Here is a 15304-nt window from a genome sequence, read left to right as displayed (position 1 = left end):
CGCGTGGTGGCCAGTGGCAACGCCTCCGCACCCCGGGAGCTTCTCCGGCTGTTGGACGGGGCCGTCGAGCGGTACGAGCTGTTCATGCTCAACGCACCCCACGGCATACCGACGCGGTCGGGTGTCACCCACGTGACGCCCTTTGTCGGGCCGGGAATGCGGACACCTGACGTTTCCTACCTCCCCGCACGACTGTCCCACGTGCCGACTCTGCTCGCGCAGCGATTCGTGCCCGACGTCGTCCTCGTCACCGTCTCTGAGCAGATCGCGGGTCGCTGGTCGCTCGGGTCCGAGGTCAACATCCTCCCGGCCGCGATGTCGGTGTGCCGGGCGGCTGGCGGTCTGGTGTTCGCCGAGTCCCACGCGGCCATGCCCTTCACCTACGGCGACGGTGAGCTGGACGCGCACGACCTCGACGGAGTCCTCACTGCCCCAGCGGGACAGCCGAGCCGGGAGTCCTCACCCGCAGCGACGTCCGAGGCCATCAGCCTCATTGGCGGACACGTCGCGGCACGCGTCAGCTCCGGTGCCACCCTCCAGCTGGGCATCGGTGCCATTCCCGACGCCGTCGTGCCACGGCTCAGCGCCCGTCGCCGCCTCGGGGTGTGGAGTGAGATGGTCTCCGACGGGATCATGGACCTCCACGACGCCGGCGCCCTGGACAGGGGGCGGCAGGTTGTGGCCTCGTTCGCGGTGGGTGGTCCTGCACTGATGACGTGGTTGCACGCGAATTCGAGGGTGCGCATGCTGCGCACCGAGACGGTGAACGACCCGGGCCGGATCGCTGCTCAACCGACCATGACGAGCATCAACACTGCCCTGTCCGTCGACCTCTTCGACCAGGCCAACGGCAGCCATGTCGGATCTCGGGTCCACTCGGGATTCGGCGGCCAGTGCGACTTCGTCGTGGGCGCGATGGACTCCCCCGGCGGTCAGGCCCTGATGGCCCTTCGCTCGTGGCACCCCCGGGCCAACGTGTCGACGATCGTGGGTCTTCTCGAGGGCCCGGTCACCTCGTTCCAACACACGGCCGTGATCACCGAGAACGGCACAGCCGAGATCATGGGGTGGGACGCCAGGGCCCAGGCGAGACACCTCATCGAGCAGGCGGCCCACCCCTGCGTTCGGGCCGACCTGTGGGAGGACGCACGGGAACTCCGGCTCATCTGAGACCCCTTGGTCCCCGTGCTGAACCGGGACCAATTCCCCTGTCACCCAACGTGAAGACGACGAATGCTGGAACGAACGAGACGAAAGAGGTGGGACCCGTGCTTGTTGCCGAGGTCATGACCACGCCCGCAGAGAGCATCCGTTCCGAGGCGACGCTCGAGGATGCCATAGCCAAGCTCGGACGGGCTCGCATCAGCGCCCTTCCGGTGGTCGACAGTGACCAGCGGGTCGTGGGAATCATCTCGGAGGGCGACGTCCTGCGTCATCGCCTGCCGGCAGACCCGCGAGCCCACCTGCGCCCCACCGCGCCAACCTCGGCGGCCGAACCCACGATCGAGGCCATCATGACGGCCGATCCCAGCTGCGCCACTCTGCGGCAGGACTGCGCAGAGGTGGCGTTGACCCTGGCCCGCCGCGGCTGGAAGAGCATGCCGGTCGTCGACGACGAGCACCGCCTCCTCGGGGTGGTGAGTCGCAGCGACTTCCTGCGTACCCTGTCCCAGCCGGACGCAGTCCTCAGCACCGCCGTCCATTGCGCGTTCGCGCAGGCAGGGCACCCGGAATGGCGCGCGACAGTGCATGACGGCCACGTCACCGTGAACCCACGAGTCGGCAACCTCGCCGACGCCGCAATGGCCACCGCCGCCACCGTTGCCGGCATCCGGAGCGTGGCACTCGGACAACGGACCTGGGCCGATCACGGAGACCGGCGACCGCCGTGGGGCACCTGAGTCGCGACATAGACGGCAGCCTGGGTTCGGCTCTCCATCCCCATCTTCATGAGCACTGCGGTCACGTAGTTCTTCACGGTCTTCTCGGCCAGCGACATCGAGGCACCGATCTGCCGGTTCGTCAGCCCTTGGGCGATGTGGTCGAGGATGCGGCGTTCCTGCGGTGAGAGCGGCGCGAGTCTCGGGTCCTGCGCGTCCTGGCCCCAACCTGCGCGCAGTCGCGCCACCACATCGGCATCGAGCAGATTGTCACCGGCTGCCACCCGGCGGATCGAGTTCACGAGGTCGACTCCCCGGACGTCCTTGAGCAGGTATCCCGCCGCGCCGGCAAGCACCGCCGCCCTCAGCGCGTCGTCATCGTCGTAGGACGTCAGGATCAGGCCGGCGATGGACGGATCGACCGACCGGACATCACGACACACGTCAATCCCGGATCCATCGGGAAGCCGCGCGTCGAGCACCATGACGTCCGGTCGCAGTGCCGGGATCCGACGGGTGGCTTCGAGCGCACTCCCGGATTCACCGACGACGACGATGTCATCCTCGACCTCGAGCAACTCCCTCAGACCTCGGCGAACCACCTCGTGGTCATCGAGCAGATAGACGTTCGCCATGCTGATCACACTCCCTGACGCACAGGCTACGGCCCGGGCGTCACAACCCGCCATTGCGGACGACAGCGACCGGGATCTCGGCCCGCCGGAGCACCGCCCGGCTCACCGACCCCAGCATCAGACCGGCGAACCCGCCCCGCCCCCGTGAGCCCACCACGAGGAGGCCCGACCGAGCCGACCCCTCGATGAGGGCGTCAGGAGCCCGTCCCTGGTGGACGCGATGGATCGTGGTCACGTCGGGGTGCCTCTCGTGGACCAGCGCCACCGCTGCTCGCACGTGGCGCCCAGCCGCTTCCAGCTCGCCCGCAGCAGCGACGTCGAGATGCTCGTCGACCTCGGTGGGCTCAGGCATCCACGGCTCGGGACGAGGCCGGACCCAGGCAGAGAGGACGACGAGGTCGGCCCCAGCACGGTCGGCTGTGGCAGCGGCGAAGAGCAAGGCCTCCTGTGATGACGCCGAGCCATCGACGCCCACCACGACCGGGCACCCCGGCCCGAGCTGACGATGCGTCTGCAGGGGAACCACCACCACCGGGCAGCGCGCGTGGGTTCCCACAGCGAAGGAGATCGACCCGAGGCTGTTGGTGGGCCGAGTGGTGCGTCGGCCGACGACGACGACCGAAGCGCTGGCCGACTGCATGATGAGCTCGGCCGCGGGGTTGCCGATGGCACCCTGACCATGCACCTTGAGGTCCGGTTGAAGCTTCCTGGCCCGGTCGGCGCCGCGGCGCGCCACGAGAGCAGCCCGGCTCAGCCGTTCGGCGCTCTCAACCCGGACCGCATCCCCACGGGACGTCGCCAACTCGGGTGCTCTCGCGGCATACACGACCTTGAGCGGAACGCCGAAGGCTTCCGCGTGCGACGCCGCCCACCCGAGAGCGTTGGTGCCCTCGCACGACTCGTCGTAGCCGACGACCACCGCCCCACCATCCCTGGCGGACAAGGGTTCTGCGAAGGTGCCACGCATGGCGTGAACGTCGGTCATGCCACAACCATGCCTGTGATCCCAGGCTGGCCACAGGGCCATTGGTCCTTCAGGTGGCCTCGTCCTCATCAAGCGGAACGCTCCACACGAGACGAGTTCCTGACGGCTCGTGGGGCTCCAGCACCAGCGTGCCTCCACGCCGCTCAGCCCGTCTCGCAAGGTTGTCGAGACCGGATGACCGCGTGGGGTTGGGGTCGAGCCCCCGCCCGTCGTCGACGACGCTGACGGTGACCCCGCCGTTGACCTCGACGGCAACGTTGACGGTGGTGGCCCCGGCATGCCTGGCGGCGTTGCTGAGACCTTCGCGCAACACCGCGAGGACGTCTGCTTCCAACTGCCCCCCAAGTCGTTCGTGCGGCCGGAAAGCCGAAGGTCCGGAGTGAAGCCCAAGGTGACAGAAGCGTCGCGACAGACAGCGGTGATCTCGCTGGCGAGTTTGCGGACCCCCATCGGTCGGTGGAGCGCGAAGATCGTGTGGCGGATGTCCTTGATCGCCGCGTCGAGGTCGTCGACGGCTCTCTCGAGGCGAGGACGCACCGACTCGTCGCTCATCCTGACGATCGACTGCAGGGACATGCCGGTGGCAAAGAGCCTCTGGATCACGTGGTCATGCATATCGCGTGCGATCCGGTCCCGGTCCTCGTAGAGCTCCGCGCGGGCCTTGTCCGTCTGAGCCGTTGCCGCCACGAGCGAGACAGTCAGTCGCTGCGCGAAGGTGCTCAGCTCGCCCAGGTGGTCGGACCGTTCGTCCCCGGTCCAGTCCACGACGATGAGACCCAGCGAAGCCTCGCCCAGGACCAGTGGCGCCGTGGACCTCGTGCCACTGGAGCCCGTCCGGTCGGGCACGCTGCGCACCTCGGCCAGCATTGCTGCGCGAAGGCTGGGGTCACTCACCGAGCTGCCCAGCGCCGGCTCCCCATCCGTCGACGCCACGACGACGAGGTCAGTGCCCCGAGTGAGTGCCACGAAACACGACGATGCCTCGGTCAGCTCGGCCACCTGAGTGACGACGTCGGCCAGGACCACGTCATGTGCCTCGCCGGCGAGCAGGCCCTGCGTTGCACGACCCGCCACATCGGTCCACAGCTGCTGTCCCCGGGTGCGGTCGTACAGTCGGGCGTTCTCGATCGCGACTCCGGCCGCTGCGGCGAGCGCCACGAGGATCGCCTCGTCGTCCTGGCTGAACTCCGTGGCATGCCTCTTGTCCGTGAGGTAGAGGTTGCCGAAGACCTCGTCACGGATCCGCACCGGGGCGCCGAGGAAGCTCGTCATCGGCGGGTGGTTCGGCGGGAAACCGAAGGACTTGGGATGCTCACCGATGTCGGTCACCCGTTGGGGCTGTGGGCTCGAGATGATCAGCCCGAGAAGTCCGTGTCCGCGCGGCAGTGTCCCGATGTCGGCACGCTGGTCGTCGGTCAGGCCGTGCGTGACGAACTCGATGAGCTCCTCACCGCCGGGCCCCAACACCCCCAGGGCGCCATAGGTCGCGTCCACCAGGTCGCAGGCAGACACGACGATGCGATGAAGCACGTCGGCAAGATCGAGGTTCGAGCTGACAGCCACCACCGCGTCGAGCAACGACGCCATGCGCTCCTGTGACTCCCTCGCGCTGCCCGCGCGGGCGCGCAGCTCGTCGAGCAGATCGTCGAGCTGCAGAGCCGACAGCGACCAGAGCGCCGCGGCGGTCGACTCTGGCGTGCTCATCGGGGTCTGGTTCACCGGGGTCTGGCCTCGCACGCGCTTTTCGGCCATTCGCACAGGGTATGCCGCATCGGTCGGCGCCGACGGGCGGATGTCAGTTGAGCTTGCGGGTCCCCTCGGGAAGTGCGCCACCGGAATACACATCTTCGGCGAGCGAGGCCAGCGCAGTGAGAGCCACGTTCTGGCTCCACGGCCCGTAGGAGACCCGCGCAACACCGAGCCGCCCGGCGTCGGCCAGGCTCAGCGAACCCGGCACACCGATCAGGTTCACCTTCTGGGGACCGAGCGCCTCGACGAGCGCGGTCACGGTGGGCTCGTCCAGCTTGCCGGGGCAGAAGAAGGTCGCGGCGCCGGCACCGAGATATGCCCTGCCCCGCTCGATCGCGTCGGCGAGGACGGCTGCCGGGTCCTTGTCGCCAGCCTTGATGAAGGCATCGGTGCGGGCGTTGAGGACGAACGGCACTCCCGCCTTCTCCCCTGCCGCAACGGCCGCCTCGACCGCTCGCACGGCATCTGGCAACGGCCTGAGCTGGTCCTCGAGATTGGCGCCGACGATGCCGACGTCGATGGCCCGGCTGATGGTCTCGCCTGCGTCGCCGTACCCGGCCTCGAGGTCGGCACTCACGGGGAGGTCCACAGCTGCGGCGATCCGTCCCACGGCCTCGATCATCAGGTCCCGAGGAATCTGCTCACCGTCGGGATAGCCATAGGCCGCCGAGATCGAGTGGCTCGCCGTGGCCAGCGCCTTCGTCCCCGGGGCGTCCGCCACGACCCGCGCGGTGATGGCATCCCAGACGTTGACGACGACGAGAAGCTCCGGCACCTGGTGGAGGCGCAGCAGCTCTTGGGCCTTTTCGACATTGGTGGTCATGCATTTCAACCTACGCCGACCGCCGGAGTCCCCGGGCGTCCCCGGGCGGCTACGGCTCGGACGTCATGGAGCTCAGGTCCGGAGGGACATCGACGGCATGGTCCTGCAGGACCTTCAACGGCACGACTTGGAGCACTGCCACGTTGGTCGCGGAAAGGACGACGTGCGCGGCAGCTCCTTCGCGGTGTGCTCGCGCCCAGTTGTGTGCAGTCACGCACCACCGATCCCCGGGCACGAGCCCAGGGAAGCGATACTCCGGCATCGGGGTCGACAGGTCGTTGCCGATGCCCTGCTGGTGCTCGAGGAACTCGGCCGTCACCACCGCGCAGATGGTGTGGCTGCCAAGGTCTTCCGGGCCAGAGCTGCAGCATCCGTCGCGGAAGAACCCCGTCAGGGGCTCGGTGCCGCACACCTCCAGCTCGCCGCCGAGGACGTTGCGCTCCGCCATGTCTCAGCCGTCCGGTCAGGCCAGCGGGGCGGTGAGCTCGAGCGCGACACCGTCTGGGTCGCGGAACTCCAGGATCGCCATCTGGCCGAGGTCCTTGATCTCCTCGTGCGCGACGCCGAGCTCGTCGAGGGTGGCAGCGGATGACTTCAGCGCGTCCAGCGACGCGACCGAGAACGACACGTGGTCCAGCCCGACCCGATCCTCGGAGAACTCGTCCGACGACGGCGCCACGGGTCGCAGGCCAAAGAGCCCGCCGCCGAAGCTGTAGATGACCCCACCGAAGAGGAACCCGAGCTGCTCACGGGTTTGGTCATCGGCGCCGTCAGGTATCTCAAAGGCAACGTCCCAGCCGAACACCGACTCGTAGAACGCCCGGGAGCGGGCAATGTCGGTCACGGTGAGGCGGACGTGGGCGAAACCTTCAATGGGTAGGGGCATCCCTGCACACTCACACAGGCCCAGCCGCAAAACAACTGTCGCCCTTCACCGGCGGAGGACGGCGTCAGTTCCCTTCAGGTGCCCCGACTCGGGAGCAACAGGGACCTTTGGCCCTCGTCATTCTTCCTCGGTCCCGCTGTGATGGTTTCCGTGTGGCGTCGCCATCACGGGTGGGCCAGTGAGGAGATCCGAAAACATGAGTCCGGCCATTGCCAAACCCGACAAGGGGGTCCATCGTGGGCCGGGAGCGCCTCGAGGGGAGGGCACGATCGTGACAACCGCAGGGGCGCCAGACGGCGCAGCTCCGGAAGCCACCAGATCGCCCTGGGCGATGCTGGCGATGGCGACCCTCGGTTTTGCGGTGAACTTCTGGGCCTGGGCGCTGATCAGCCCCCTCGGTCCGCTCTTCCGGACGACCGGCGCCCTGGGTCCCCTCACCGAGTCGGACGTGGCGTTGCTGGTCGCAGTCCCGGTTGTCGTGGGCTCCCTCGGTCGGATCATCGTGGGTGGACTGACCGACCGGTACGGCGGCCGCGTCATGTTTCCCCTCGTCTCGGGCGTGACCATCGTCCCCACCCTGTTCATCGCCTTCTTCGCCCTCGACTCCTATGCCCTGCTCCTGGTCGGCGGCTTCGTCCTCGGGATCGCCGGGACCTCCTTCGCCGTCGGCGTGCCCTTCGTCAATGCCTGGTTCCCTCCCGAGAAGCGCGGCCTCGCCATCGGCATCTTCGGTGCCGGCATGGGCGGCACCGCCATCAGCGCTCTGACCACCGTCAAACTGACCGACCAGCTGGGCGCGAAGTCCCCCTTCCTCATCACCGCTGCGGTCCTTGCCGTGTATGCCGTTGCGGCCTGGCTGATCCTGCGTGACGCACCCGGCGTGGTCGCGCCCACCACGTCCTTGGCCTCGCGGATCTCGGCCAACTCCAAGCTCCCCATCACGTGGCAGGCGTGCCTGCTCTATGCCGTCGCCTTCGGTGGGTACGTCGCGTTCTCGGTCTACCTCCCGGCATACCTCAAGACCGCCCATGGGCTCACCGCTGCCAACGCGGCCAACCGGATGGCCGGCTTCGTCCTCGTCGCCGTCATCATGCGACCGGTCGGAGGCTGGCTCGCCGACAAGGTGGGCGCGATCCCGGTGCTGGCCACCGGTTTTGGCGTCGTGGTCGTGGGCGCCGCCATCTCGGCGGGCACACCGCCACTGCAGGGCATCGGCACGATCGCGTTCCTGGCCATGGCTGCCGCGCTGGGGTCCGGCAGCGGTGCCACCTTCGCTCTCATCGCCAAGGTCACCGAGCCGTCCCGCGTCGGTGGCGTGACCGGGCTCGTCGGCGCCGCCGGAGGTCTGGGCGGGTTCGTCCCGCCCCTGATCATGGGCTACGTCTACGGCCGAACCGACTCCTACGCCATCGGGCTCTGGATGCTCAGCGCCACCGCTGCCCTGGCCCTGCTCCTCACCATCACCATCGTTCGACGAACAGCCGCCCAAGGACAGGAAACTCGTTGACCCCCTCCCGCAAGAAGTCCACGCCCGACGTCGGAATGGATGGTTCCCTCACGGAGGCCCTCGTTCGCAGCAGGAGGTTCTTCACCAAGGGGACGGTCTCCAAGGACCTGCGGACGATCTCGCAGGTCGGGGGGCGGGAGGCCGACGACTTCTATCGCGACCGCTGGAGCCACGACAAGGTCGTGCGGTCCACGCACGGGGTGAACTGCACCGGCTCCTGCTCGTGGAAGGTCTACGTCAAGGACGGGATCATCACCTGGGAGACTCAGCAGACCGACTACCCCTCCGTCGGCCCGGACTCCCCTGAGTACGAGCCGCGCGGCTGTCCACGTGGAGCAGCGTTCTCCTGGTACACCTACTCCCCCACTCGGGTCCGCTACCCCTACGTCCGTGGCGTCCTGCTCCAGATGTTTCGTGAGGCAAAGGCCCAGCACGACGGCGATCCGGTCCGGGCGTGGGAACACATCGTCGAGAACCCGTTGCGAGCCAAGGCCTACAAGTCGGCACGCGGCAAGGGTGGTCTGGTGAGGGCGACCTGGGACGAGGCCAGCGAGATCATCGCCGCGGCGCACGTCCACACGATCAAGAAGTACGGGCCTGACCGGGTCGCCGGATTCTCGCCGATCCCCGCGATGTCGATGGTCTCCCACGCCTCCGGCGCCCGGTTCGTGAACCTCATCGGCGGCTCCATGCTGAGCTTCTACGACTGGTACGCCGACCTGCCCGTCGCCTCCCCGCAGGTCTTCGGCGACCAGACCGACGTCCCCGAGTCCGGTGACTGGTGGAACGCGGGCTACCTGATCATGTGGGGCTCCAACCTGCCGGTCACCCGCACACCGGACGCGCACTGGATGGTCGAGGCCCGCTACCGCGGCCAGAAGGTCATCGCCGTCGCCCCCGACTACGCGGACAACGTGAAGTTCGCTGACGAGTGGCTGCCCGCGAAGCCCGGCACCGACGCGGCACTCGCCATGGCCATGGGTCATGTCGTGCTCAAGGAGTTCTTCGTCGACAGGGCGACGCCCTACTTCACCGACTACGTGAAGTCCTTCACCGACCTCCCGCACCTCGTGCGCCTCGAGCAGGCGGCTGACGGCGAGTACACCGCCGGCAAGTTCCTCACCGCCGCAGACCTCAGCGACCACGCCGACGAGGAGAACGCCGCCTTCAAGACCGTGCTCATCGACTCCAGCACTGGCGAGGCCGTCGTGCCCAACGGATCCCTGGGCCACCGCTACGGCGAGGCCGGGGTGGGCAAGTGGAACCTCGACCTCGGCGAGGTCGACCCTGTTCTCTCCCTCCTGGACACCGCGACCGAGTCGGTCGTCGTGCGTATGCCGCGCTTCGACACTCCCGATGGTGCCGCCGCCGACCTGCCCCGCGGGGTCCCCGTGCGCCGCGTGGACGGTCACCTGGTCACCACGGTCTTCGACCTCCTGCTCGCCCAGTACGGCGTCGGTCGATCGCACCTGGGTCAGCCGCTCCCGGGGGCCTGGCCCACCGGGGACAACAAGGGATACGACGACGCGCAAGCGCCCTACACGCCCGCGTGGCAGGAGACGATCACCGGTGTGCCGGCGGCAACTGCCGCCCGGATCGGACGTGAGTTCGCGCAGAACGCCGAGGAGTCCAAGGGCCGATCCATGATCGTCATGGGCGCCGGCACCAACCACTGGTTCCACTCCGACACGATCTACCGCGCCTTCCTCACCCTGACCAACCTCACCGGCTGCCAGGGAGTGAACGGTGGCGGCTGGGCGCACTACGTCGGACAGGAGAAGGTCCGCCCGATCACCGGCTACACCCAGATCGCCAACGCGCTCGACTGGAATCGCCCTCCCCGCAACATGATCCAGACCGCCTACTGGTACCTGCACACCAACCAGTTCCGCTACGACCAGTTCGGCGCTGACACACTTTCCGCCACCACCGGCAAGGGTCAGCTCGCGGGCAAGTCGACCGCCGACGTGATCGCCCAGAGCGCGCGGATGGGCTGGATGCCCTCGTATCCGACCTTCGACCGCAACCCCCTGGACCTCAGTGACGACGCCGCGGCCGCAGGCAAACCCGTCGGTGAGTACGTCGTCGAACAGCTGAAGTCCGGCGACCTCGACTTCGCTGGCGAGGACCCCGACGCACCGGGCAACTACCCGCGGATCCTGTCGATCTGGCGGGCCAACCTGCTCGGCTCCTCCGGGAAGGGCAACGAGTACTTCCTCAAGCACCTGCTCGGAACCGACTCCTCGGTGCGCGCCACCGAGACACCCGAGGGGCAGCGTCCGGTCGACGTGACCTGGCGCGACGAGGCACCCGAGGGCAAGCTCGACCTGCTGATGACGATCGACTTCCGCCAGACCAGCACGACGATCTTTTCGGACGTCGTTCTCCCCGCCGCCACCTGGTACGAGAAGCACGACCTCAACACGACCGACATGCATCCGTTCGTGCACTCGTTCAATCCCGCCATTGCGCCGCCGTGGCAGACCCGCACCGACTGGGACGCCTGGCAGACGATCGCCGAGAAGTTCAGCGAGCTCGCCGCCACCCACCTCGGTGTCCGCAAGGACGTGGTGGCGGTGCCCCTCACCCACGACACCCCGGACGCGATGGCCAACCCACACGGGATCGTCCGCGACTGGAAGAAGGGCGAGTGCGAGCCGATCCCGGGGGTGACCATGCCCAAGCTGGTCGAGGTCGAACGTGACTACGGAGCAGTGGCCGAGAAGATGAACGCGCTCGGGCCACTGGTCGACACGCTCGGTGCCACCACCAAGGGCGTCACCTTCGAGTTGAGCAAGCAGGTCGACTACCTACGGGCCAAGAACGGCACCGTGCGTGGCGGAGTGGCCGATGGCCGACCGTCGCTGAGGAAGGACGTCAACGTCTGCGAGGCGATCCTCGCGCTGTCCGGAACCACCAACGGGCACCTCGCGACCCAGGGTTTCAAAACCCTGGAGAAGCGCACCGGCGTCCAGCTCGCTGACCTGGCGCAGGAGCACGAGGGCAAGCAGATCACCTTCGCCGACACCCAGGGTCCACCCGTCCCCGTCATCACCTCACCGGAGTGGTCGGGCTCCGAGACCGGTGGCCGCCGCTACTCTCCCTTCACCATCAACGTCGAGCGCAAGAAGCCTTGGCACACCCTGACCGGGCGGATGCACTTCTACCTCGACCACGACTGGATGACCGAGCTCGGTGAGGGCCTGCCCGTGTACCGACCGCCGCTCAACATGGCGGCGCTGTTCGCCGAACCCGTTCTCGGCACCGTCTCGGACGGTTCGGCCGGACAGGTCGAGGGACTGGCCGTGCGCTACCTGACACCGCACAACAAGTGGTCGATCCACTCGGAGTACCAGGACAACCTGTTCATGCTCTCGCTGTCACGCGGGGGCCAGAACATCTGGATGAGTGATCGTGACGCAGCCAAGGTCGGCATCGAGGACAACGACTGGATCGAGGCGGTCAACCGCAACGGCGTCGTCGTCGCCCGGGCGATCGTCTCGCACCGGATGCCCGAAGGAACGGTGTACATGTACCACGCACAGGACCGGCTGATCGACGTACCGCTGGCCGAAACGTCAGGCAAGCGGGGCGGCATACACAACTCACTGACGCGGCTGCTCGTGAAGCCGTCCCACCTGATCGGGGGCTATGCCCAGCTGACCTTCGCCTTCAACTATCTCGGCCCCACCGGCAACCAACGTGACGAGGTCACCATCATCCGCAAGCGAAGCCAGGACGTGACGTACTGATGAAGGTCATGGCGCAGATGGCGATGGTCATGAACCTGGACAAGTGCATCGGGTGCCACACCTGCTCGGTCACGTGCAAGCAGGCATGGACCAATCGCTCGGGCACCGAGTACATCTGGTTCAACAACGTGGAGACCAGGCCGGGGCTCGGCTACCCACGCACCTACGAGAACCAGGAGAAGTGGAAGGGCGGCTGGGAGCTGGACAAACGAGGACGCATGAAGCTCAAGGCCGGCGGGCGCCTGAAGAACCTCATGACGATCTTCTCCAACCCCGTGCTCCCCTCGATCGGTGAGTACTACGAGCCGTGGACCTACGACTACTCCACCCTCACTGACGCGCCGGCCCAGGAGCACACTCCGGTGGCCCGGCCCAAGTCCCTGATCAGTGGCAAGAACATGAAGATCGAGTGGTCGGCGAACTGGGACGACGACCTCGGTGGCTCGACCGCGACCGCCCACCGCGACCCCATGCTCGCCAAGATCGCCGACAAGGTGAAGTTTGAGTTCGAGCAGACCTTCATGTTCTATCTGCCCCGGATCTGCGAGCACTGCCTGAACCCGTCGTGCGCGGCATCGTGCCCCAGCGGCGCGATCTACAAGCGCGAGGAGGACGGCATCGTCCTCGTCGACCAGGACAAATGCCGTGGCTGGCGCAAGTGCGTCTCGGGCTGCCCCTACAAGAAGATCTACTTCAACCACCGCACCGGCAAGGCCGAGAAGTGCACGTTCTGCTTCCCGCGCATCGAGGTCGGACTGCCGACGGTGTGCGCCGAGACCTGCGTGGGCCGACTGCGCTACATCGGCCTGATGCTCTACGACGCCGACAAGGTGCTCGCGGCAGCCTCCACCACTGACGACCAAGGGCTCTACGAGGCCCAGCGCGACGTCTTCCTCGACCCCTTCGACCCCGAGGTGATCCGCGAGGCCGAGAAGGCAGGCATCGCCCGGGACTGGATCGACGCAGCCCAGCGCTCGCCCATCTACGCGCTCATCAACACGTTCAAGGTCGCGCTGCCCCTGCACCCGGAATACCGCACCATGCCGATGGTCTGGTACATCCCACCGCTGTCGCCGGTCGTCGACGTCGTTGCCGAGACCGGGGAGGACGCCGAGGACAAGGGCAACCTCTTCGCTGCGATCGACGCCCTGCGGATCCCCGTCGAGTACCTCGCCGAGCTCTTCACGGCCGGCGACGTGGCGCCGGTCGACGCCGTGCTCAAGAAGCTCGCCGCCATGCGTTGCTACATGCGCGACATCAACATGGGTCGCGATCCTGACGCCTCCATCCCCGCCGCAGTCGGGATGAGCGAGGAGGAGATGTACGACATGTACCGCCTCCTCGCGATCGCGAAGTACGACGAGCGCTACGTCATCCCGGCCGCGCACGCCGAGCAGGCCCACTCCCTGGAGGAGCTGTCCACGGAGTGCTCCGTCTCGGAGTACGGCGGCGGGCAGCAGGACCTGTTCGGCGAAGGTTCTGGAACGCCGACGCCGATCGCGGTCGAGAACTTCGAGATGCTGCAGGCCCGCCAGACCTCCGACTCCCTCACCGGCCCCGCCAACAAGCGAAGTCGCGTCAACCTTCTCAACTGGGACGGCAAGGGCTCGCCACCCGGGATGTTCCCGCCGACGGGCTCCGACTCGTGACTGCGCGACGACCCAGACCGGCACTGCCTCCCGACCAGCTCACCATCGTGTGGCAGTCGGTCTCCCTGCTTCTCGACTACCCGGACCAGGACCTGCTGCGCCGTGCCGACCTGCTCAGGTCGGCGTCCCACCGTCTGCCACTCGCGATCGGGGACTCCATCAGGGCCCACCTCGACCATCTCGAGGGCACGCCACTGCCCGAGCTCCAGGCCGAGTATGTCGAGACCTTCGACACCAGACGTCGGTGCAACCTCTTCCTGACCTATTTCGCTCACGGGGACACCCGTAAACGCGGGATGGCGTTGCTGCGCTTCAAGCAGACCTACCTGCGCGCAGGGTTCGAGCTCGACGATGCGGAGCTGCCCGACCATCTCTGCGTCGTGCTCGAGTTCGCCGCCACAGTCGACCAAGGGCTCGGCCGCGACCTCATGCTTGACCACCGCGCCGGACTTGAGCTCCTGCGAATCTCGCTGCGGGATCTGGCGTCACCGTGGGCGAGCCTGATCGACGCGGTCACCGCGACGCTGCCACCGCTTCGCGGGGAGGAACGAGACGCCGTCCGTCGCCTCGCAGCAGAAGGGCCACCGGAGGAAGAAGTCGGGCTCGCCCCCTTCGCCAACCCGCAGTTCAGCCCAGGGGCACCCACCGCCACCAGCGCCGTCCCCGAGCCCATCTCCCTACCCATGCCGTCGTTCCCAGGAGCCCGCACATGAACGAGTTCCTCTTCGTCATCTTCCCCTACCTGTGCCTGACGACGTTCGTGGTCGGCCACCTGTGGCGCTACCGCTACGACAAGTTCGGGTGGACCACCCGGTCGTCCCAGCTCTACGAGAACCGCCTGCTGCGCGTCGGGAGTCCGCTGTTCCACTTCGGGATGCTCGGCGTCGTCGCTGGCCACATCATCGGCCTTCTCGTGCCGCAGTCCTGGACCGACTGGGCCGGCATCAGCGAACGCACGTACCACGTGGCCGCCGTGGGGGGCGGTCTCCTGGCAGGTGTCATGACCGTCGTCGGAATGGCGATCCTGATCTACCGACGACGCACCGTCGGGCCGGTCTTCTCCGCAACCACCGTGATGGACAAGGTGATGTACGCCTTCCTCGGCGTCGTCATCGTGCTGGGGATGTGGAACACCATCGCCGGGTCGATCCTGACGATCGGCGGCGAGTACAACTACCGCGAGGGTGTGTCCGTCTGGTACCGATCGTTCCTGGCCTTCCAGCCCGATGCCGCGCTGATGGCCGAGGCCCCACTGGGATTCCAGCTGCACGCACTGGTCGCCTTCGGGCTGTTTGCGCTGTGGCCGTTCACGCGACTCGTGCACGTCTTCAGCGCCCCACTCGGGTACCTCACCCGCCCCTACATCGTCTACCGCAGCCGCGACGACGCCCAACTGGGCAGCCACCGACCACGTCGAGGCTGGGACCGGGTCGGCTGA

General features: G+C 67.5%; 12 protein-coding genes and 2 pseudogenes. 7 read left to right on the top strand and 7 right to left on the bottom strand.

The annotated features are described in order from the left end of the window. Positions 1 to 84 precede the first annotated feature (84 nt). Together ACFQRE_RS17745 and ACFQRE_RS17740 are read left to right on the top strand one after the other, a co-directional pair. Positions 85 to 1170: an acetyl-CoA hydrolase/transferase C-terminal domain-containing protein gene (locus tag ACFQRE_RS17745; protein WP_380124983.1), complete on the top strand. Its 1086-nt coding sequence runs from the start codon at positions 85 to 87 to the stop codon at positions 1168 to 1170. A 98-nt stretch (positions 1171 to 1268) separates the two neighbouring features. After that, the gene (locus ACFQRE_RS17740) at positions 1269 to 1901 is read left to right on the top strand and encodes a CBS domain-containing protein (protein WP_380124981.1); all 633 of its coding nucleotides are present in this window, start codon (positions 1269 to 1271) and stop codon (positions 1899 to 1901) included. Here the strand turns inward: ACFQRE_RS17740 and ACFQRE_RS17735 are convergent. The 7 genes and pseudogenes from ACFQRE_RS17735 to ACFQRE_RS17705 form a co-directional block, all read right to left on the bottom strand. Next, positions 1868 to 2515: a response regulator gene (locus tag ACFQRE_RS17735; RefSeq protein WP_380124979.1), complete on the bottom strand. Its 648-nt coding sequence runs from the start codon at positions 2513 to 2515 to the stop codon at positions 1868 to 1870. The two genes, ACFQRE_RS17740 and ACFQRE_RS17735, sit on opposite strands and share 34 nt — an antisense overlap. Positions 2516 to 2555: 40 nt before the next feature. Beyond that, positions 2556 to 3422, bottom strand: a pseudogene (locus ACFQRE_RS17730) (universal stress protein); the annotation flags it as partial. Positions 3423 to 3549: 127 nt separating this feature from the next. After that, positions 3550 to 3813 carry a sensor histidine kinase gene (locus tag ACFQRE_RS17725; RefSeq protein ID WP_380125851.1) on the bottom strand — a complete coding sequence of 88 codons (264 nt, stop codon included), beginning with the start codon at positions 3811 to 3813 and terminating at the stop codon, positions 3550 to 3552. Between the two features lie 149 nt (positions 3814 to 3962). Beyond that, a pseudogene (locus ACFQRE_RS17720) lies at positions 3963 to 5087 on the bottom strand (GAF domain-containing protein); the annotation flags it as partial. 208 nt (positions 5088 to 5295) lie between these two features. After that, positions 5296 to 6072, bottom strand: coding sequence for an isocitrate lyase/PEP mutase family protein (locus tag ACFQRE_RS17715; RefSeq protein ID WP_380124977.1), 777 nt, complete (start codon positions 6070 to 6072; stop codon positions 5296 to 5298). Positions 6073 to 6121: 49 nt separating this feature from the next. Next, positions 6122 to 6520, bottom strand: a complete 399-nt coding sequence (locus ACFQRE_RS17710) for a DUF2237 family protein (RefSeq protein WP_380124975.1) — start codon at positions 6518 to 6520, stop codon at positions 6122 to 6124. A 15-nt stretch (positions 6521 to 6535) separates the two neighbouring features. After that, the gene (locus tag ACFQRE_RS17705) at positions 6536 to 6958 is read right to left on the bottom strand and encodes a VOC family protein (RefSeq protein WP_380124973.1); all 423 of its coding nucleotides are present in this window, start codon (positions 6956 to 6958) and stop codon (positions 6536 to 6538) included. Between the two features lie 196 nt (positions 6959 to 7154). Here ACFQRE_RS17705 and ACFQRE_RS17700 point away from each other — a divergent pair, with 196 nt between their 5' ends. From ACFQRE_RS17700 to narI, 5 genes are read left to right on the top strand one after another with little or no spacing between them, the layout of a single operon-like run. Further along, complete coding sequence (locus ACFQRE_RS17700; RefSeq protein ID WP_380124970.1) at positions 7155 to 8465, top strand: MFS transporter; 1311 nt, start codon at positions 7155 to 7157, stop codon at positions 8463 to 8465. Positions 8466 to 8500: 35 nt separating this feature from the next. Next, positions 8501 to 12217, top strand: coding sequence for a nitrate reductase subunit alpha (locus ACFQRE_RS17695; RefSeq protein WP_380125849.1), 3717 nt, complete (start codon positions 8501 to 8503; stop codon positions 12215 to 12217). Next, a complete protein-coding gene (gene narH / locus ACFQRE_RS17690; RefSeq protein WP_380124966.1) occupies positions 12217 to 13866 on the top strand; it encodes a nitrate reductase subunit beta in 1650 nt (549 codons plus the stop codon). The genes ACFQRE_RS17695 and narH overlap by 1 nt, the downstream gene beginning before the upstream one ends. After that, positions 13863 to 14579, top strand: coding sequence for a nitrate reductase molybdenum cofactor assembly chaperone (narJ, locus tag ACFQRE_RS17685; RefSeq protein WP_380124964.1), 717 nt, complete (start codon positions 13863 to 13865; stop codon positions 14577 to 14579). Before narH ends, narJ begins: the two co-directional genes overlap by 4 nt. Then, positions 14576 to 15304 (top strand): respiratory nitrate reductase subunit gamma, encoded by a 729-nt coding sequence (narI, locus tag ACFQRE_RS17680; RefSeq protein ID WP_380124962.1) that lies wholly within the window; start codon positions 14576 to 14578, stop codon positions 15302 to 15304. Before narJ ends, narI begins: the two co-directional genes overlap by 4 nt.

Origin of the sequence: Knoellia pratensis (genome assembly GCF_042666395.1) — a bacterium.
GTDB lineage: Bacteria > Actinomycetota > Actinomycetes > Actinomycetales > Dermatophilaceae > Knoellia > Knoellia pratensis.
This window is presented reverse-complemented; position numbering and strand designations above follow the sequence as displayed.

Bases quoted from the DNA above. Each gene is read 5' to 3' on its own strand.
- ACFQRE_RS17735 (WP_380124979.1), bottom strand. From the start codon at position 2,515: ATGGCGAACGTCTATCTGCTCGATGACCACGAGGTGGTTCGCCGAGGT.
- narI (WP_380124962.1), top strand. From the start codon at position 14,576: ATGAACGAGTTCCTCTTCGTCATCTTCCCCTACCTGTGCCTGACGACG.
- ACFQRE_RS17705 (WP_380124973.1), bottom strand. From the start codon at position 6,958: ATGCCCCTACCCATTGAAGGTTTCGCCCACGTCCGCCTCACCGTGACC.
- narH (WP_380124966.1), top strand. From the start codon at position 12,217: ATGAAGGTCATGGCGCAGATGGCGATGGTCATGAACCTGGACAAGTGC.
- ACFQRE_RS17700 (WP_380124970.1), top strand. From the start codon at position 7,155: ATGAGTCCGGCCATTGCCAAACCCGACAAGGGGGTCCATCGTGGGCCG.
- ACFQRE_RS17695 (WP_380125849.1), top strand. From the start codon at position 8,501: ATGGATGGTTCCCTCACGGAGGCCCTCGTTCGCAGCAGGAGGTTCTTC.
- ACFQRE_RS17745 (WP_380124983.1), top strand. From the start codon at position 85: ATGCTCAACGCACCCCACGGCATACCGACGCGGTCGGGTGTCACCCAC.
- ACFQRE_RS17715 (WP_380124977.1), bottom strand. From the start codon at position 6,072: ATGACCACCAATGTCGAAAAGGCCCAAGAGCTGCTGCGCCTCCACCAG.
- ACFQRE_RS17710 (WP_380124975.1), bottom strand. From the start codon at position 6,520: ATGGCGGAGCGCAACGTCCTCGGCGGCGAGCTGGAGGTGTGCGGCACC.